This window comes from Streptomyces cyaneochromogenes (assembly GCF_003963535.1).
Lineage (GTDB): Bacteria > Actinomycetota > Actinomycetes > Streptomycetales > Streptomycetaceae > Streptomyces > Streptomyces shaanxiensis.
Window position 1 is genome coordinate 10,339,823 of the sequence record NZ_CP034539.1, and the last position, 17,764, is coordinate 10,357,586.

Sequence of the window (17,764 nt, forward strand, 5' to 3'; positions counted from 1 at the left end):
AGGGCGGCCGTGAACCGGGGGCAGGGCTGGGGGCGGGGGCATGGATCCACGGATGCAGTTGTCGGTGGGCGGGTACGTCTGCGAGCGCGAGCTCGGCCGGGGCGGGCAAGGTGTGGTGTGGCTCGCCCGAGACCGGACGGGGCGGCAGGTGGTGGTGAAGTTCCTGTTGCCTGGCAAGGAGTACGACGAGGTCGCGCTCGCTCGTGTACGCCGGGAGTTCGGCGCGGCGAGCCGGGTCGGTGAGCTGGCAACGGCGCGGGTCCTGGACGCCGATCTGTCCGGGCGACATCCGTATATCGTCAGCGAGTTCGTCCCGGGTCCCACGATCCACCAGCACGTGGCCGCCAACGGCCCGCTGACTTCCGGGCGGCTCCAATCCGTGGCGCTGGCCGTAGCGCACGCGTTGGCGCAGGTGCACCGGGTGAGTGTCGTGCACCGGGACATCAAGCCGTCCAACATCCTGCTTTCCCCGGACGGACCGCGGATCATCGACTTCGGTATCGCACGTGACGACCGGTTGCTCGAGTCGGCGCTCACCACACCGGGCAGTGTGCTCGGCTCGCCCGCGTACATGTCGCCTGAGCAGGTCCAGTCGCTCCGGGTCAGCAGCGCCTCCGATGTGTTCTCCCTCGGTGGCACCCTGTACTTCGCCGCGACGGGGCGGCATCCCTTCGAGGGGGAGAGCGATTACGAAGTGCTCGTCGCCGTGTGCGAGCGCGACGCGGATCTCTCGGCGGTGCCGGAGCCGGTCCGTTCGGTCATCGCCGACTGTCTGCGCAAGGAGCCGTCGGAACGTCCCACTGCTGCCCAGCTCGTCACCCGGCTCGCGGAGGCGGTGGAGGCGACGGAGGGGGCGCAGACAGAGTCGCGTACGCCGCAGCCGCAGCCGCAGCCGCAGCCGCAGCGGCAGCCGCAGCCGCAGCCACCGCAACCGCCAGGAGGCGGGAGTGCCGGCCCCAGCCCCGCTATGGGCGCCAAGCAGCCGCGGCTGTGGGGGTTCGCGGCCGGTAGTGCCGCAGTGGCAGTACTGCTTGCCATCGTGCTCAGCACCACCTCGGGAGGATCGCCGTCGCAAGGCGGCCCGCAGGCTCATGATTCGGCCTCCGCCTCCTCGGCCGCGTCATCCGGGAGAACCAAGGGCTCCGCGATCTCCCAACCCCTCTCGTATACCGATGATTTGACCGACTCAGGCGACTGGTCGCACAAGGACCCGACCCTGGGGAAGATCACGCACAAGGGCGGGACCATGCTGGCGAGTCCCGGGACCCAGCTGGAGGTGTGGCCGCAGGCGCCCTTCGAGCCGTCCTCGTTCGCGGTACGGCTGAGCACCCAGACGGCCTGGTACGGGGGCGAGGGCGGCGTCGGACTCTGGTGCAACGGCTCGGGGGACTACCGCAAGGGTTCCCGCTGGGCGACCTACCTGACGACGGGCCAGGAGGCTCTGATCGTACGCGAGTTCAGGTTCGAGGGAACTTTCCAGCACGACCGCGTTGTCGAGGTCGACCTCGCGGACGTGGGCCTGAAGGTGGACAGCCGGCAGCAGATCGAGATGTCGATGAACTGTTCCGCGGCCGGCGAGGGCCGGATCAAGGTGGAGCTCGCCGTCGACGGCACCCGGGTCGCCACGTACACCGGAGAGGCTTTCGACGAGCGGAGCTGCGGTGTTGCCGCCTTCCACTACAGCGCGACCGACCCCCAAGGCACGGCCTTCCACGCGGGCTTCGAGCGCTTCACCGCGTCCGAGCCGCCGAAGAGCTGAGGGCGCGAGCCGCTCACCCGTGCCGGCTCCCTGCAGGAGCGAGTTATTGCCATATGCTCCTGCGGCACCCGGCGACGCATGGTCGCCGCTTCGCCTTCGGGTGTTAGCGCTGGGATGTCGGCAGCCACGACGTCGCGAGCGAGTTTGGGTACGCGGACGCCGCGGAAGGTCTCACCGCCGGGGTGAGGGCACCTCCGTGTGCGATTGACCGAGCGCGCGAGCTGATGTCAGGGGCCTGCTGCGCCCCGCCCCATGCCAGGTCTCCGCCGCCCGGAGGTAATACCTGAATTGAGTTTGGGTTCTGACCTCGGCTGCTGCGGATCTGTCGACCGCGCAAAGTCCGGCCGTGGCGTGTCAGTGCCTGCCGTTAGTCTTCTGCCGTGGGCAGCGTACGAGACCACGGTGGGGAACCCGCCTATGCGTGGCGAGATCTGTTGCAGCGCTGGAGTGACGAGTGGCTCGACCCCGTGCTGCATGAACAGGAGCGGGCTGAGCCGTTCCCCGATGAGGTCCGCAGGACCCGCTGGCTGGGTAGCGGCGGGGCCACTGGCGAGGAGGTGGACGCGCTCGAGGACCGCTTGAGTGCCAAGCTTCCTACGAGCTACCGGCAGTTTCTGCTGACGACCAACGGTTGGCTCAACACGACCCACGACATCGACCGGATCCTGCCGGTCCGGGAGGTGGGCTGGGCGCGGGACTTGGCCCCCGAGCTCGTCGCTGCTTGGACTGACGGGTACGGCGATGTCGGCTTTCGGGTCGACGACGAGGAGTATTTCGTCTACGGCGAGGCCCAGGACGCCGTCTCTTCCCGACCTGAGTACCTCCCGTACACCTTGAAGATCAGTCACACGCCGGAGGCCACCGACGTCTATCTCCTCAACCCGTGCGTGGTCACGCCTGATGGGGAGTGGGAAGCCTGGCACCTCGCTCATTGGCTGCCCGGCGCGGTCCGCTACCAGTCTTTCTGGGAGCTGATGAACGGCCAGTACAGGAGCTTCCGTGGCGAATGGTGACGGTCGCAGAACACCCGCCGGACGCCTGACGCCGAGCCTCCGGCCCGTGGTTCCCAATCCGCGCTGTGCAGCTTTCCCGCCGCGCAGGACGACGATTGACCTGCGCAACCGCACCCATGCGCCCGAGTCCCGAGGCTAAAACCCAAGCCAGGGCATGCTTCGGAAGCAGCCCGAGGTGCTGCTGGTTCGCTACTCCTGGCGCAGAGAGGCGAGCCAGCGTTCGTCCTGGAACTCGGCAGGGACCTCGTCATCCCATGGATCGATTCCGCGGCGTTCCAGTTCGTCAAACCACCGATCCCGCTGCGACTCGGGGAGGCGTCGACCGCACCAGGGACAGAAGTCGATCGTGATGCTCGAGTTGCCGCCGTCATGGATGATCAGCCCGTACTCCTGGAATTTGGGGCTGAAGCCAACCAGTGCGTCCGGGCAGGCGAAGGGGGCGTCGTGCTGGTCGCAGCGCACGTTCACGCGGCTGGTCATCGCCTCGCAGCAGTGATTGGTCATGACCTCGGCTCTCCATTGATCGGCACCATGTCCAGAAGTAGATCACGGCCTGTGATGGTGACCGGGTGGCACGTAGGGACCTGGCGGAGGTGCAGTGGGTTGGTGCTGGAGGCGTTGTTCCCGACGGGCAGGAAGCCAGGCCGTCCACCGGCTGGAGCCGACGGCAGCCGATGTGAGGCATGCGGTTCCGGGTCCGCGCTGGTATCCCGCGGCGGGACATGCCCGCCCAGGACGACGGTTCGCGGATTCGGGTGTACGACCTGTTCCGCCGCTGCCAGAGTGACGGCATCTGGCGGATCTTGACGGCCTCGCAGACATGAGCCGACGCGAAGGGCCTGATCACCCAGGACCTCCACATCGACTCCACCGACTGCCGGGCCCACTTGGGCGTGTATCGAAAGTGGATCAAGATACTCGTTCCGGCCTTGGTATGTGTCATGCGATGCTCGCGTCATGACTGATCAACGTGAGGTTGCCATCGTCTGCTGGCCAGGTCAGGCTCCTTCCGTCCAGGATGGGCTGGCAGATCTGCTGGCGGCCTACCACCTGCAGACGCAGGCCGAGAAGGGTGAGGCCGTCGCCGGTGTGGATGGGTTGCCGGACCGCTACCGGGTAGAGATCGCGGATCCGCAGGCCGTGTTCGTTGACGATGTCGTGCTGCTGGCGTTGAGCGGGGACACAGCGGTGGGCTGCCTGGTGGTGACCGCCTCTGTCGATGGACGGTCCGAGGTCAAGAGGCTCTGGACGGACCCGGCGTTCCGGGGGCGGGGCATCGCGTCCAGCCTGGTCAGCGCCGCGCTCGTGCATGCTGCGGAAAGCGGCGTCAGCGCGTTGCGGCTGTCGGTGTGGAAGTGGCGGGCAGGCGCGATCGCCCTGTACGAGCGGCTCGGATTCACCGTCACCGAGTCGTGGGACGGGCGGGACCAACTGGTCTGCATGGAACGGGCCGTGTGAGGGGTCACAGCCATTCATTGAGCTTCTTCGATGTGGCCACCGATCGGGTGACGGCCCGTGCAGCGCAACGAGCGAGGCCCCCGGGCTGTTGATCGAGATGTCTGACGTCTCAATCACGTTGCTCGGGGGCCTCGTTGGTCGTCCATCCTGCCGCACTTGACCTGCCGCATGCACTCGTGGAGTGGGTCACCATGTTGATCGTCACCCGTGAGGGCGACCGGCGCTGCAAGCTCCGTCCGTCCCAGCGAGCGATGGTGGCACTGGTGTACCTGCGCGAGCACATCACTCTGGCGAAGATCGCTGCCGGGTTCGGGATCAGCGAGTCCACCGTGCATGCCTACACCAGCGCAGTCGTCGACCTCCTCGCCGCCCGTGCACCGGGTCTGCTGAAGACGCTGCGCGAGCATGATCCCGACTTCGTCCTGCTCGACGGCACTCTCGCCGAGTGCGACCGGGTCGGCGACGGCCGGGCCGACTACTCCCACAAACACCGGCGCCACGGCGTGAACGTGCAGGTCGTCACCGATCCCGGCGGCCGGCTGTTGTGGCTCTCGCCCGCCCTGCCGGGCCGCACCCACGACCTGACCGCTGCCCGCACCCACCGGATCATCCGGATCTGCGAGCGCCAGGGCGTTCCGATCGTGGCCGATCTCGCCTACCAGGGCGCCGGTCCGTGGCTGACTACGGGCATCAAACGCAGGCCCCTGAAGAAACTGACTCCCACCGAGAAGACTCGCAACCGTGCCCTGGCCGCAGCGCGCGCACCCGTCGAACGCGGAGTCGCCCGCCTGAAGTCCTGGCGGATCTTCCGCAGGTCCCGCTGCAGCCCCAACCGCATGACGTCAATCGCCAAGGCCGTCCTCACACTGGAGTTGCAACGCTGAAGAAGCTCATTGATGGCCGTGACGAGGACGGTCGCCTCGTAGCGGACCGCGAGCTTGTCATAACGCGTTGCCACGGCGCGGTGTCTTCTGAGGCGATTGATGCCGCACTCCACTGCATGCCGCGCCTTGTAGTCGCCGGGTCGAACTTCGGCGGCCGGCGGCCGGCAGTCGCGGGAGCGGCGTGTCTTGCGGTTGCGGGCTTGGTCGGCCTTGTCCGGGATGGTGCAGCGCATGCCACGCCGCCGCAGGTAGGCGCAGTTCTTGCGGGAGGCGTACGCCTTGTCCGCGCGGACCCTTTTCGGCCGGGTGCGCGGCCTGCCCGGCCCCAACCGGGGAACCCGGACACGGCCCAGGACGGCCTCGAACTGCGGGGAATTGCCCCGCTGCCCCGCTGTGATGACGATCGACATGGGCATTTGCCGCTGCTCGGCGGCCTGGTGCAGTTTGGTGGTCGGGCCACCGCGCGAGCGTCCGAGTCCATGGTCGGCCGGCTCGGCGACGACACCGCCGGGCGGCTCCTTGTGAAGGTCCCCCTTTCCGCGCCCCGGCAGCGTGCTGGTGGGCACGGATGACCGTGGAGTCGACGTTGAGGTCCCAGGTGATCAGGCTATTGGCGTCCGCCCGGGCCTTTTCCCTTCGGCAACAACGGCTCCAGCACGGCCCATTGCTCGTTCGTCAGATCTCCACGCGCGCCCCAGCTGTGTGCGGGTAGCGGGTTATGCGTTCGGGGCCGGATTCTTGAGTATCTCTGTCAGGGCGGAGATGCTGTGGTTGCCGTAGCCGGCCTCGACGGCTCGCTTCAGCAAGTCATGGAAGGGCTTGTGCCACTCCATGTCGAGGTTCGCTTCCTTGCCGAGTTCCTCGTCATGGGCGGCTCCAGCCAGGAACAGATTTACCGAGGACCCGGGCTTGCTGTAGTCGCCGCGGTCAATCTCCTCAGCGAAGACCGGCAGCACCGAGTTGATCATCTCGAACCACTTGATGCTGAACCGCACCATCGAGGCCACCTCAAGGCCACGCGCCTGCATTGCTGCCGCGCCCTGGAAGAAGCCGACGAGCGCGGGCAACAGGGTGCCGCCCACGGCCATTTCGTACAGGGCGGCGAGATCGGCATCGGTACCGAGGTAGACGGTGTCGCCGCCCAACACCCGCAGCGCCGACGCGAACTCGTCGAAGACGGTGTTGTCGCCGCCGTAATACAGGAGAGTGTCCTCAGCTCCGACGGCGGACGGCACGTTCTTGATCGCCCCGTCGAGGTATCGCGCGCCGTGCCGGAGCGTCCATTGGGCCATCTGACGGGCACCGGCCGGCGAACCGCTGTTCAGGCTCACAAGGGCCCGACCCTGGAGGGTGGCAGCGGCCGGTTCCAGGGCCTCGATGGTGTTCTCGTACGTGGTCAGGCAGGCGATGATCAGCGGACTCGCCGCGACTGCCTCGTCCACAGTCTGCGTGTGAACGGCGCCCTTGGACACGAGTGGTTCGGCCTTCGATGCTGTCCTGTTCCAGACGGTGGTCCGGTGTCCGGCGTCAATGAATGCTCCAGCTAATGCGCTGCCCATCGAGCCCAGCCCTATGACGGTCACGGGAGTGCGATGGCACCCGGTCATACGTTCTGCTCCTGCCTGATGCCGATGTAACTGGAGTGTGAAACGGGTCGAGTAGTCGGTATCGCACGGAATTGCTGTCCTCTCGGTGCGACGCCTGATCCATGCTGCGATGGCGCCAACATTTCTACAAGTACCTACAATTCTGTCTGGTACCCACAGTTTTGTTAGGGGGAGTGCTGGTGCGGAAGCGGAGCTATACCTGTGGCCTGGACGCTGCCATCGACGTCATGGGAGGGAAATGGAAGGGGTTGATCCTGTTCTGGCTCGGCGAGGGGCCGCTGCGCTTCGGCGAGTTGCGCCGGACGGTGGTGGGCATCAGTGAGCGGATGCTGATCCTGCAACTTCGGGAACTGGAGGCCAGTGGCCTGGTGCACCGCGAGGTCCATGACCAGGTGCCGCCGAAGGTGGAGTACTCACTGACCGAGTTCGGTCACTCGCTCCTTGCCGCTCTCACCCCACTCGGCCAGTGGGGTGAGGACCACATAGAGCGTCTGGAAGCGCTCCCGTGAGCCTGCCACACGAAAGTGCAGAGAAGGCGGCCGCGACGCCTCGGTCTCTGCGCCTACTGTCCGGTCCTCGGAAGGCGCCTCACCACCGATCTTGATGTGCCACGATCCCCATCGCGGCGGTGTGATCACAGCACCAGAGACGTCCTGGACAGCCCCGTTCAAAGGACTCAGCCACGGCTCTTGACTCGTCTGGCGGCTGCACTGCTCCGCGAGAACGCGACTGCGCCCGTGCGGGAGCGGTCGTAGACACTTCCTCCGGAAGATCGTCGACGGGACCCTGGCCCCCTGCGGCTGCCAAGCAGTCGAAGAGCTACAGGTACGCAACCAACCGCCAGGTCGTCACCGAAGGCGACTCCCGACTGGTCGTCGCCGTCGGCCGGACCACGGTCATCGCGGACGGTGGCTACCCGGGCACCGGCTTGGGCATGGCGCACCGCCACGAACCCTGCAAGACCGAAGTGCCCGAATGGAAGGAGGAGCACAACATGTCCCCCTCGAAAGGTCCAGGCCCCTCGTCGAGCACGTCTTCGCGCGGTGGGGATATGGAAGATCCTTCGTGACTGGCGTCTGATGGGCGAGGGCATTCACACGGCGATGCTCGGCATCAGCCGACTTCACCACCATGCCCTCACAATATGACTCTAGCCCTCTCCATGAGATCACCTTCAGGAGAACCCGAGGGAGACGGCCCCCAACCTCGCAGTGGCGGAGGGGGCTCAGTCGAGACAGAACTCGTTGCCCTCGATGTCCTGCATCACAATGCACGACTCGTTGTCCTCATCGGCAAGCAGTGTTCGCAGGTGTACCGCACCGAGCGCGACCAGTCGTGCGCATTCGGCCTCCAATGTGGCGAGGCGCTCTTCACCCACGAGTCCGGTGCCGGCCCGCACGTCGAGATGCACCCGATTCTTGACGATCTTCCCTTCGGGAACGCGCTGGAAGAGCAGGCGCGGGCCTGCACCCGAGGGATCACTGCACGCGAAGTACGTGACCTGATCCTCAGGCGGGAGCGAGCGATGGTAGTCCTCCCAAGTGGCAAACCCCTCCGGGACTGGCGGTACGACATACCCCAAGACCTCGCACCAAAAGCCGGCGAGGCGCGCAGGTTCTGCGCAGTCGAAAGTGACTTGGAACTGCTTGATCGATGACATCGGCGCACCATAGCAGGGGAGTTGGTACTCCAGTCCGACTTCGCGATCTTACGGTGGACTGAGCCCAGGCACGATGGTTGTCGCGCAGACGGACTTGTTGTCGCCAGGATCGCAGCAGGCGCATCGAGGAGAGACCTGTGCGGGATCGGCAGGGTCAGATGCACCTGCCGAAACAGAGCATGGTGCCGACGCCTTCGGGCGGTAACGCGAACGGGGGTAGGCACCAGGTGGACCTGGGGGGCCTCCACCAGTGCGTCGAAGTTCGGAACGCGTGAGGCTGAACTGGCTTTTGACGCGCCATGTTTGGAGGAACTTGTGGTCATCTTCGCCTCACCATCCTCGCGCACGGCAACGCGGTACCGCGGCGGCCTTTGGGCAGTAGGGACAGTCGTCTGCTGCGGCCTGATGCTGAGCGGGCCGACCGTCGCCACCGCCGCCCCTGCGCCCACCGCCCATGCCCAGGCGCAGGCGCAGGCGCAGCGCGAGGAGCGTGGCCGGGGCGTGCTGGTCTCCGCCGAGAAGCTGTACACGCTCGCGACCCCGCGGGCGGTGGCTGCCGAGCTGGGCAGCGCCGGGTTCGAAGACGGCACCGTCCGGTACGGCGTGGTCGCGTACCGGCTGGTCTACCGGACCGTCGATCCGCACGGACGGCCCACCACGGCGAGCGGGCTGCTCGTGCTCCCGCTCAACAGTGAAAGACGGTTGCAGGCCGTCTCCTTCGCGCACGGCACTGGCAGTCACAAGGACGATTCCCCGTCCATGCGGCGCGGCGCTTTCGTGTCAGCGCCGGTGATCGCGCATGCTTCGGCGGGTGCTGCGGGTGTGGCGCCCGACTATCTGGGGATGGGCAAGGGCCCCGGTTTGCACCCGTGGATGGACATTGGCTCCGAGACCACGGCATCCCTGGACATGCTGCGGGCGGCCCGCGCCTTCGTGCCGCGGACCGGACATGTGCTGGAGCGGGAGGTTATGGTCACCGGCTTCTCGCAGGGCGCCTCGGCGGCACTGGGGCTCAGCCGGGCTCTTCAGGCGGGTGAGGACCGCTGGTTCAGACTGGGCGCGCTGGCACCGGTCAGCGGCGCATACGACTTCGGTGGAACGGAGTTGCCCGCCTTGCTCGACGGCAAGGTGGAACCCAAGTCCGGTGTGGTGTACGCGGCCTACACCCTGGTGGCGTTCCAACGGCTCCACGACATCTACGACAGCCCCGGCGAGGTCTTCCGAGCCCCGTACGACAGCACCGTCGAGGCGCTCTTCGACGGCGCGCACACGGGGGAGCAGCTGATGCGGGGTACCCCGGGCACTGTCGACGAGCTGCTGACCGAGCACGGCCGCGAGCTGCTCGCACATCCGACGGGGCCGCTGGCAGCAGCGCTGCGCACAACCGATGCCGTATGCACGGACTGGGCTCCCCGTGCCCCGGTCCGGCTCTATATGGCGACTGGGGACGAGCAGGCCGTCAACGCCAACACGGAGCGCTGCCGGGCTGCTCTGTTCAGGAAAGGCGTGGACGCCCCGGTCGTTGATCTTGGTGCTGTCGAATACCACGGATCCCGTCACCTGGGATCCAATGTCGCGGCCACGTCGTCGATCGTGCGCTGGTTCGGTGAGCTGCGCCAGCAGTGACGTGAACGTGGCAGGTGCATCGGGTGACTATGCCGTGCTGGCCGCGCTGATGGTGACAAGCGGCGTGCTTACCCGTGACAACCACCCTGCCTCAACCGCTGACAGACCAGCAAGATCGGCTGCTCTCCTTGGTGACAACATCTGCACACGGACGCGGGTGCGGACGGGTCGGCCACCGCGTGATCATCGGGGGTTGGGTGGACTCCTGAAGATCGTGCGGTGGCTGTGGGCCAAAGCGTAGACCCTGCCCGCTGGCAGGCGATGTTCGACCAGGTCATGGCCCGGATCGCGGGACGGTACGGGCGAGTTGAGCCACGAGTGGCCGCCCGCGCCTATCTGCTCGGGGTGCTGTCGAGTATCGAGCGGAAGAACTGCTGGCAGCTGGCCGAGCAGGCCCGATTCGCCCGGCCCGGGCCGATGCAGTGACTGTTGCGCTACGCCCGCTGGGTCGCCGATGCCGTCCGCGACGACCTGCGCTCCTGTGCCGCCGACCATCTCGGCACCGACGGCGCGGTACTCATCGTGGACGAGACCGGCTTCGTGAAGAAGAGTCACGCCTCGGCAGGCGTGCAACGGCGGTACACCGGCATCGCAGGACGCGTCGAGAACTCCCAGGTGGGCGTGTTCCCCGCCCCGGCCGCCGAACGGGGACGGGCTCTGATCGACCGCCGGCTCTACCTGCCCCAGCATTCCTGGTGCACGGATCCCGAACGCCGCCAGCAGGCCGGGATACCCGAGGCAGCGCAGTTCGCGACCAAGCCCCGCCTGGCCGGGGAGACGATTACTGCCGCGCTGGACGCCGGCATCACCGCCTCCAGGGTGACCGGCGACGAAGCCTACGGCCAAGACCCCCACCTGCGGCCTACCCTGGAGGAACGCGGCATCGGCTACGTACTGGCCGTCGCCTGCTCCACCCGGGTCCGGATCGACCAAGGCCGCACCGTCATCCGCGCCGACGTCCTCGCACACCGCCTGCCCGCCCCGGCGTGGCAACCGCACAGTGCCGGATGAGGTGCAAAGGGCCCGCGCCATTACGACTGGGCCAGGATCCACATCGGCAGCGGCAGCCAACGCCATCTGCTGATCCGCCGCAACTGCACCACCGGCGAACTCGCCTTCTACCTCTGCTGGTCACCCACCGCGGTGACACTGGCCGAACTGGTCCGCGTCGCCGGTATCCGCTGGAGCGTCGAGGAATGCTGCCAGGCCGCCAAGAGTCACATCGGACTCGACCACTACCACGTCAGGCACTGGACCTCATGGCACCGGCACCCCAACCTCGCCATGCTCGCTCTGGCCTTCCTGACCGCCGTCGCCGCCGGCACGGCCCCCGACCCGCCCGCCGACCGGCCCCACCCGGCCCGCGGCAGCGACCCGATCTCCTTGACCGTCCCGGAGGAAGCGCAGGCCACGGCGCAGGTGGCCGCGCTCGGCGCGGCCGGAGGCCGGACCCCGTGCCGACGCTGCAGACGGCCTCTTGCGTGCGGTACGGCGTGTGCGGATGCGCGGCGCTCGCTGGCGCGATCTGTGCCGTTCAGTCATCCCTGGCCACCGTGAAGCCGTCCTCAAGCGTGGAACGCGCGGCGTGCCCGTGACGGCGTATGTGCCAAGGAACGTAGCCCATACTCCACCCGCTCCCGACCAGCAGTGCGGACTAAGCACTGCCGGAACTGCGCGTGCCGATCCTCTCCGAGCCCGCGCCCCGGAGTACCTGAACATCGCTTTTGATCGTGCGTTTTTCGTACCGATGATCTAATGTCGCGCTGTTCTCAGGGGAGGGGATGACGCATGGGGCGTGGGGGCTGGTGGGCTGCGGTGTGCGCGGCCGCAGTGCTGGTGGTGACAGGGTGCGGGCAGCGAGCGGCGGAGCACGAGGCTGACTTCACGAGCGCCGAGGAACTGCCGGAAAGGCTCGGCGCGGACGGCATCACCATCTCGGTCGGCGACCCCGAAGCGCCAGTGAAGGTGCACCTGTATGAGGATCCCCGCTGTCCGTACTGCGAGGAGTTCGAGACCACCGGCGGCGGTCCGCAACTGCAGGAGGCGATGCTGGACCGTTGGGCCAGAGTCGAGTACACCCTCGCATCCTTCCTGGACGACCGGGTCGGCGGCACCGGGTCGAAGAAGGCGGTCAACGCGCTGCGCGCCGCGCTGGAGGAAGGCAAGTTCGTGGAGTACCACGAGGTGCTCTACGCCAACCAGCCCGAGGAGAGCGTCGACGGCTACACCGACGCCTACCTGCTTCAACTGGCCGGCAAGATCAAGGGCTTGCGCAGTCCACAGTTCGACGCGGCCGTGAAATCCATGAAGTACCGCGCCTTCGTTACGGCCTCCCAGAAGGCCTACGAGAAGGCCGGGGGAGCAAAGGAACCCGAAGGCCCCGGCACACCCACCGCGGTGATCAACGACAAGCAGATCCCGCTGCAGTACAACGCCCTCCTCCTGGAGAGCGATGCCTTCGCCGAATTGCTGCAGCGGATCTACGACCAGCCCCGAGAGTGGGAGGACACCGCTCTGTAAGCCCTATAGGCATTCCTAGTGCCACATCAGGCAAACTTCGACCTGTTTGCCAGTGAGAGGATCACTAGTAGTGCTTCGTTAGGTTCTGGTTCTGCTTGGGGTGAGGGGGCGGCCGCAGGTGGTGCAGGTACCGTCCCAGCAGCGCAGCAGGTCCTGCAACGCGTCGAGGACCTGGTAGAGACTCAGGCTGTCGTGCGGGCTTTTGGGTCGTAACGCCGCAGGGTGAGGAAGGCCTGGGCGGCGGTGACGAGGGTGACGTGGTGGTGCCAGCCGCGCCAGGTGCGGCCCTCGAAATGGTCCAGGCCCAGCCCGTGCTTGAGCTCGCGGTAATCGTGCTCGATACGCCAGCGCATCTTCGCAAAGCGCACCAGGTCGGCGATGGGGGTGGTGGCGGGCAGGTTGCTCATCCAGTAGCCGGTGGGTGCGTCGGCGTCTTCGGGCTGTTCCACCAGCAGCGTCCGCAGCGGCAGCACCCCGTCCCACCGGCCGCGTCCACCGGCCTGTTCCTGCGCGGTGCGGGTAGCTTCCTTGCCCGAGGGCCGCACCTCAAGCACCGCAAAGCGTGAGGTCATCGTTCCTTTGCTGCCTTGGCGCCAGGTGACGGTTTCGAAGCGGGCGTGCGCATCGATGAGCTGGTGCAGGGGGCGGGCCGGTTCGCGATAGCGGGGCAGTGTGGGCGGGCCCAGGCCCTGGTAGGGCGGCAGATATGGGATGGCATTGGCCGGGCGGGCGATCTCCTTGGGCTCGACGGCCATGATGTAGGACCAGCCGCGTTCCTCCAGGGCCAGGCGGAAGGCGACGCTGCGGCCGTAGCCGGCATCGGCCACGAGCACCGGCACCGACGGCAGCCAGTCCGCCAGCCTCTCCAGCAGCCCCAACGCCAGACGCGGCTTGGTCACATGCCCGATCTCGTCGGGCACGCCCGCAGCCGTGCGCCGCGGGAGGTCGTGGGCCCATTCCTCGGGCAGGAACAGCTCCCACTCCAGCGGGCAGGAGGCGGTGTCGGTGGCGGCGTGCACGCTGACGGCGACCTGGCAGTTGGCCCGTTTGCCCAACGCTCCGCAGTACTGCCGGGCTACCCCGACCGAGGCCCGCCCGTACTTGGGAAACGACACGTCGTCGATGACCCACACATCGGGCTTGACCACCTCGACCAGCCGCTCGGCGATCCGCCGCCGCACCGGCGTCCACTGCCATGGCGACTGGTTGACGAACTGCTGCAGGGCCTGCATGTTCCCGTCCGGCAGCCGCTGGGCCATCGGCTGGATCGACTTGCGCCGGCCGTCCAGCATCAACCCCCGCAGATAGCACTCGCCCTTGGCCCGCTGATCCTTGCGCGGCACCGAGGCGAACACATCGGCCACGAACAGCGCCAACGCGGCCCGTAATCGGTTCACTTCATGCGTGTCCACACTTCCAACATGCTCTTGATCAGCACAAACGCATAGACCTAACGAAGCACTACTAGGGCCTGTCCTGTCGATCTCGGCCGTCCAACGGTCACACTCCGATGAAGCTCACCGTTTCCGTCATGTCCGCCCGCCCGGTGCGCAGTTGCGGCACGCCCTCCTTCTCGAACCCCACTGAGACGCCGCAGAACAGCACGAGTCCGTCATCGGCTCCGACTGCCCGGCTGACAGTCTCCCGGTACACGGTCCACATCACCTGGGGGCAGCTGTGCAGCCCCTCGGCCCTCAATAACAGCATGACCGTCTGCAGGTACATTCCCGCGTCAGCCCACTGTCCGGGCCCCATCGCCCGGTCGAGGTAGCAGAACAGGACGGTCGGCGCCCCGAACGCCTCCGAGTTCAAGGTGGCGATCTTCCTGGGCCGGTCTGGGTCGTCGCGCTCGATCCCCAGCGATTCGTACCGCTGGGCGGCGGCAGCAGCAAAGCGGTCCAGATACGGCGAGGCCAGCCCGTCCGGGTACATCGGGTATTCACGCTCCTCGCCGGGGTCCCCCGCCAGTGCCCTGGCTGTCGCGGTCCGCTTGAGTTCCGCCAAGGGTTCACCGGTCACGACGTACAGATGCCACGGCTGGAGGTTCCCGCTGGACGGAGCCCGCGTCGCTGCGGTCAGCACTCGTTCGAGTACCTCCTTGGGCACGGGCTCATCGCTGAACGCCCGCACGGCCCGGCGACTGTCCACGGCCTCATACACATCCACGTCTTCGCGTCCTCTCATTCAACCGGGCCCCTCCACCGTATTCAGCCGTCAGTACCGAGCATCGCCGGGGGTTGGGGCGTCCCGACGATCAGTCCAATCGTTGATAGGACTGTGGGAGACAGAGGCGACTTGACGGATGCTCAGTGGAAGCGGCTGGAGCCGCTTCTACCGGTCAGCAATGGGCGTTGTGGCAGGTGGCGGGACCACCGCCAGGTCGTGAACGGGGTGCTCTACCGGATCCGCACGGGCGTGCACTGGCGCGATCTGCCGGAGCGATACGGACCGTGGAAGACGGTGCACCAGCGGCATCGCCGCTGGTCGGCGGACGGAACGTGGGAGAGGCTCCTGCGGCGGATCCAGGCCGAGGCGGACGCGGCCGGCGAGATCGACTGGGACGTCTCGGTCGACTCGACGTCCGTGCGCGCACACCACCACGCTGCCGGCGCCCGGTACGCTCCGCCGCCCGCCATCAAAGGGGGCTCCGCTCAGGCCGTCAGAGCCGCTCGGGTTTGGGCGGAACTGATCGACCGGCCGGCGGAGGTGGTGAGGGAGGTGAGGCGCTCGGCCGGGCGTGCGGCGGGTTCACCACCAAGATCCACCTGAGCGCGGACGGCCGCTGCCGGGTGCTCTCGCTGGTCATCACGCCCGGGCAGTGCGCCGACCGCACCCAGTTCGAGGCGGTCATGGACCGGATCTGCGTGCCACGGCTGGCCTGCGGCAGGCTACGTACGAAGCCCGACAGCGTCGGTGCCGACAAGGGGTACAGCAACCGCCGAACTCGCCGCTACCTACGCAGAGGCGGAATCCGGCACGTCATCCCGGAGAAGGCCGACCAGGCAGCCAACCGGGTCCGACGCGGCAGCTCCGGGGGCCGACCGCCCGGTTTCGACAAGGACCGCTACAAGAAGCGCAACACCGTCGAACGGGCGATCAATAAACTGAAGGCCTTCCGCGCGGTTGCAACCAGGTTCGACAAGCGTGGCTACGTCTACCTCGGAACCGCTACCGCAGCCGCGCTCGTCATCTGGCTCCACTCGTGATCGCCAGGACACTGCCTAGTAGTGCTTCGTTAGGTCTATGCGTTTGTGCTGATCAAGAGCATGTTGGAAGTGTGGACACGCATGAAGTGAACCGATTACGGGCCGCGTTGGCGCTGTTCGTGGCCGATGTGTTCGCCTCGGTGCCGCGCAAGGATCAGCGGGCCAAGGGCGAGTGCTATCTGCGGGGGTTGATGCTGGACGGCCGGCGCAAGTCGATCCAGCCGATGGCCCAGCGGCTGCCGGACGGGAACATGCAGGCCCTGCAGCAGTTCGTCAACCAGTCGCCATGGCAGTGGACGCCGGTGCGGCGGCGGATCGCCGAGCGGCTGGTCGAGGTGGTCAAGCCCGATGTGTGGGTCATCGACGACGTGTCGTTTCCCAAGTACGGGCGGGCCTCGGTCGGGGTAGCCCGGCAGTACTGCGGAGCGTTGGGCAAACGGGCCAACTGCCAGGTCGCCGTCAGCGTGCACGCCGCCACCGACACCGCCTCCTGCCCGCTGGAGTGGGAGCTGTTCCTGCCCGAGGAATGGGCCCACGACCTCCCGCGGCGCACGGCTGCGGGCGTGCCCGACGAGATCGGGCATGTGACCAAGCCGCGTCTGGCGTTGGGGCTGCTGGAGAGGCTGGCGGACTGGCTGCCGTCGGTGCCGGTGCTCGTGGCCGATGCCGGCTACGGCCGCAGCGTCGCCTTCCGCCTGGCCCTGGAGGAACGCGGCTGGTCCTACATCATGGCCGTCGAGCCCAAGGAGATCGCCCGCCCGGCCAATGCCATCCCATATCTGCCGCCCTACCAGGGCCTGGGCCCGCCCACACTGCCCCGCTATCGCGAACCGGCCCGCCCCCTGCACCAGCTCATCGATGCGCACGCCCGCTTCGAAACCGTCACCTGGCGCCAAGGCAGCAAAGGAACGATGACCTCACGCTTTGCGGTGCTTGAGGTGCGGCCCTCGGGCAAGGAAGCTACCCGCACCGCGCAGGAACAGGCCGGTGGACGCGGCCGGTGGGACGGGGTGCTGCCGCTGCGGACGCTGCTGGTGGAACAGCCCGAAGACGCCGACGCACCCACCGGCTACTGGATGAGCAACCTGCCCGCCACCACCCCCATCGCCGACCTGGTGCGCTTTGCGAAGATGCGCTGGCGTATCGAGCACGATTACCGCGAGCTCAAGCACGGGCTGGGCCTGGACCATTTCGAGGGCCGCACCTGGCGCGGCTGGCACCACCACGTCACCCTCGTCACCGCCGCCCAGGCCTTCCTCACCCTGCGGCGTTACGACCCAAAAGCCCGCACGACAGCCTGAGTCTCTACCAGGTCCTCGACGCGTTGCAGGACCTGCTGCGCTGCTGGGACGGTACCTGCACCACCTGCGGCCGCCCCCTCACCCCAAGCAGAACCAGAACCTAACGAAGCACTACTAGCAAGCGCCGGGAATGACGGTCTCGGATCAAACGGAGGCGGAGAGGCATCGAGAGTGGCCGCTGATGAGCCTTGGACGGGTGACGATCAAGATCACAACGATGGGTGTCATGCGCGCTGGCAAGCGTCGTTGAACCGCTCGACTGCCCAGTCCGGCTACAGGGACGAGTGGTATGACGCCCAGTGCGGAGGATGCCTCTTCTGGATCGCGTTGAGCGGGCAACTCGGCCAGGACTACGGGGCGTGCAGCAACCCGGGCTCGTCATTCGATGGGCGAGTGCGGTTCGAGCACGACGGCTGCGAGAACGTCGCCGGTCGCGCCGACGGCTCGTTCGGGTAGCGGTCGGTCAAGCGACGTTGGCTCTGGTCACGACCTTGCCCAGGCGCTCATCTGCGGCGTGGTTGTTCCGCCAGATGATGTAGCGGCGGATCATGGGCCTCGATCCGGTTGAGGCAGGAACTGTTGGTCGGGGTGTAGGCGATCTCGACGTTGTTCGCCGCCGCCCAGGTCCCGACCCGCTGGCACCGCTTGGTGGTCAGGTGGGGTGAGTAGTTGTCGCAGACGATCGCGTTCCGCACGTCCGCCGGGTGCAGCGAGCGCAGGTAGCGGTGCG

15 protein-coding genes and 4 pseudogenes are annotated in these 17,764 nt (G+C 67.2%); 12 read left to right on the forward strand and 7 right to left on the reverse strand.

The window, feature by feature from the left end; all coding sequences use genetic code 11:
- The first annotated feature begins 52 nt into the window (after positions 1-52).
- Both EJ357_RS46375 and EJ357_RS46380 read left to right on the forward strand, forming a co-directional pair.
- Positions 53-1,759: a serine/threonine-protein kinase gene (locus EJ357_RS46375; RefSeq protein WP_175647778.1), complete on the forward strand. Its 1,707-nt coding sequence runs from the start codon at positions 53-55 to the stop codon at positions 1,757-1,759.
- 380 nt (positions 1,760-2,139) lie between these two features.
- Positions 2,140-2,772: an SMI1/KNR4 family protein gene (locus EJ357_RS46380; RefSeq protein ID WP_126398716.1), complete on the forward strand. Its 633-nt coding sequence runs from the start codon at positions 2,140-2,142 to the stop codon at positions 2,770-2,772.
- 189 nt (positions 2,773-2,961) lie between these two features.
- On the opposite strand, the gene EJ357_RS46385 is transcribed toward EJ357_RS46380, so the two are convergent.
- A complete protein-coding gene (locus tag EJ357_RS46385; RefSeq protein ID WP_126398718.1) occupies positions 2,962-3,276 on the reverse strand; it encodes a DUF6980 family protein in 315 nt (104 codons plus the stop codon).
- Positions 3,277-3,729: 453 nt separating this feature from the next.
- Here EJ357_RS46385 and EJ357_RS46395 point away from each other — a divergent pair, with 453 nt between their 5' ends.
- Both EJ357_RS46395 and EJ357_RS46400 read left to right on the forward strand, forming a co-directional pair.
- Positions 3,730-4,230 (forward strand): GNAT family N-acetyltransferase, encoded by a 501-nt coding sequence (locus EJ357_RS46395; protein WP_126398722.1) that lies wholly within the window; start codon positions 3,730-3,732, stop codon positions 4,228-4,230.
- Between the two features lie 134 nt (positions 4,231-4,364).
- The gene (locus tag EJ357_RS46400; RefSeq protein ID WP_126387557.1) at positions 4,365-5,114 is read left to right on the forward strand and encodes a transposase family protein; all 750 of its coding nucleotides are present in this window, start codon (positions 4,365-4,367) and stop codon (positions 5,112-5,114) included.
- Positions 5,115-5,218: 104 nt separating this feature from the next.
- Here the strand turns inward: EJ357_RS46400 and EJ357_RS50395 are convergent.
- Positions 5,219-5,530 (reverse strand): annotated as a pseudogene (locus EJ357_RS50395) (transposase); the annotation flags it as partial.
- Between the two features lie 300 nt (positions 5,531-5,830).
- Positions 5,831-6,721: an NAD(P)-dependent oxidoreductase gene (locus tag EJ357_RS46410; RefSeq protein WP_126398724.1), complete on the reverse strand. Its 891-nt coding sequence runs from the start codon at positions 6,719-6,721 to the stop codon at positions 5,831-5,833.
- A 227-nt stretch (positions 6,722-6,948) separates the two neighbouring features.
- Between EJ357_RS46410 and EJ357_RS46415 the strand changes: the two genes are divergently transcribed.
- Both EJ357_RS46415 and EJ357_RS49970 read left to right on the forward strand, forming a co-directional pair.
- Positions 6,949-7,230 carry a winged helix-turn-helix transcriptional regulator gene (locus EJ357_RS46415; protein WP_228472827.1) on the forward strand — a complete coding sequence of 94 codons (282 nt, stop codon included), beginning with the start codon at positions 6,949-6,951 and terminating at the stop codon, positions 7,228-7,230.
- Positions 7,231-7,523: 293 nt separating this feature from the next.
- A pseudogene (locus EJ357_RS49970) lies at positions 7,524-7,869 on the forward strand (IS5/IS1182 family transposase); the annotation flags it as partial.
- 77 nt (positions 7,870-7,946) lie between these two features.
- Here the strand turns inward: EJ357_RS49970 and EJ357_RS46420 are convergent.
- Positions 7,947-8,381, reverse strand: a complete 435-nt coding sequence (locus EJ357_RS46420; RefSeq protein WP_126398728.1) for a VOC family protein — start codon at positions 8,379-8,381, stop codon at positions 7,947-7,949.
- A gap of 405 nt (positions 8,382-8,786) precedes the next feature.
- Between EJ357_RS46420 and EJ357_RS46425 the strand changes: the two genes are divergently transcribed.
- The 3 genes and pseudogenes from EJ357_RS46425 (at position 8,787) to EJ357_RS46435 (ending at position 12,527) form a co-directional block, all read left to right on the forward strand.
- Positions 8,787-10,007, forward strand: a complete 1,221-nt coding sequence (locus EJ357_RS46425; protein WP_228472828.1) for an alpha/beta hydrolase family protein — start codon at positions 8,787-8,789, stop codon at positions 10,005-10,007.
- Between the two features lie 276 nt (positions 10,008-10,283).
- A pseudogene (locus EJ357_RS46430) lies at positions 10,284-11,564 on the forward strand (IS701 family transposase).
- 231 nt (positions 11,565-11,795) lie between these two features.
- Complete coding sequence (locus tag EJ357_RS46435) at positions 11,796-12,527, forward strand: DsbA family protein (RefSeq protein ID WP_126398730.1); 732 nt, start codon at positions 11,796-11,798, stop codon at positions 12,525-12,527.
- A gap of 182 nt (positions 12,528-12,709) precedes the next feature.
- On the opposite strand, the gene EJ357_RS46440 is transcribed toward EJ357_RS46435, so the two are convergent.
- Together EJ357_RS46440 and EJ357_RS46445 are read right to left on the reverse strand one after the other, a co-directional pair.
- Positions 12,710-13,939 (reverse strand): IS701 family transposase, encoded by a 1,230-nt coding sequence (locus EJ357_RS46440; RefSeq protein WP_126395305.1) that lies wholly within the window; start codon positions 13,937-13,939, stop codon positions 12,710-12,712.
- An 88-nt stretch (positions 13,940-14,027) separates the two neighbouring features.
- Positions 14,028-14,693, reverse strand: a complete 666-nt coding sequence (locus EJ357_RS46445) for a nitroreductase (protein ID WP_126398733.1) — start codon at positions 14,691-14,693, stop codon at positions 14,028-14,030.
- A gap of 111 nt (positions 14,694-14,804) precedes the next feature.
- Between EJ357_RS46445 and EJ357_RS46450 the strand changes: the two genes are divergently transcribed.
- The 3 genes from EJ357_RS46450 to EJ357_RS46460 all read left to right on the forward strand — a co-directional run bounded on the left by EJ357_RS46450 (position 14,805) and on the right by EJ357_RS46460 (position 17,490).
- Positions 14,805-15,733, forward strand: a protein-coding gene (locus EJ357_RS46450) for an IS5 family transposase (RefSeq protein WP_407698457.1) whose coding sequence is annotated in 2 segments (ribosomal slippage) — positions 14,805-15,245 and positions 15,248-15,733 — 927 coding nt in all. Because the reading frame shifts where the segments join, the coding sequence is not laid out codon by codon here.
- Between the two features lie 71 nt (positions 15,734-15,804).
- Complete coding sequence (locus tag EJ357_RS46455; protein WP_126395305.1) at positions 15,805-17,034, forward strand: IS701 family transposase; 1,230 nt, start codon at positions 15,805-15,807, stop codon at positions 17,032-17,034.
- 171 nt (positions 17,035-17,205) lie between these two features.
- Entirely contained in the window at positions 17,206-17,490 is a 285-nt protein-coding gene (locus tag EJ357_RS46460; protein WP_126398737.1) for a DUF3027 domain-containing protein, read from the forward strand.
- Between the two features lie 7 nt (positions 17,491-17,497).
- On the opposite strand, the pseudogene EJ357_RS46465 reads toward EJ357_RS46460, so the two are convergent.
- A pseudogene (locus tag EJ357_RS46465) lies at positions 17,498-17,759 on the reverse strand (hypothetical protein); the annotation flags it as partial.
- Positions 17,760-17,764: the final 5 nt, after the last annotated feature.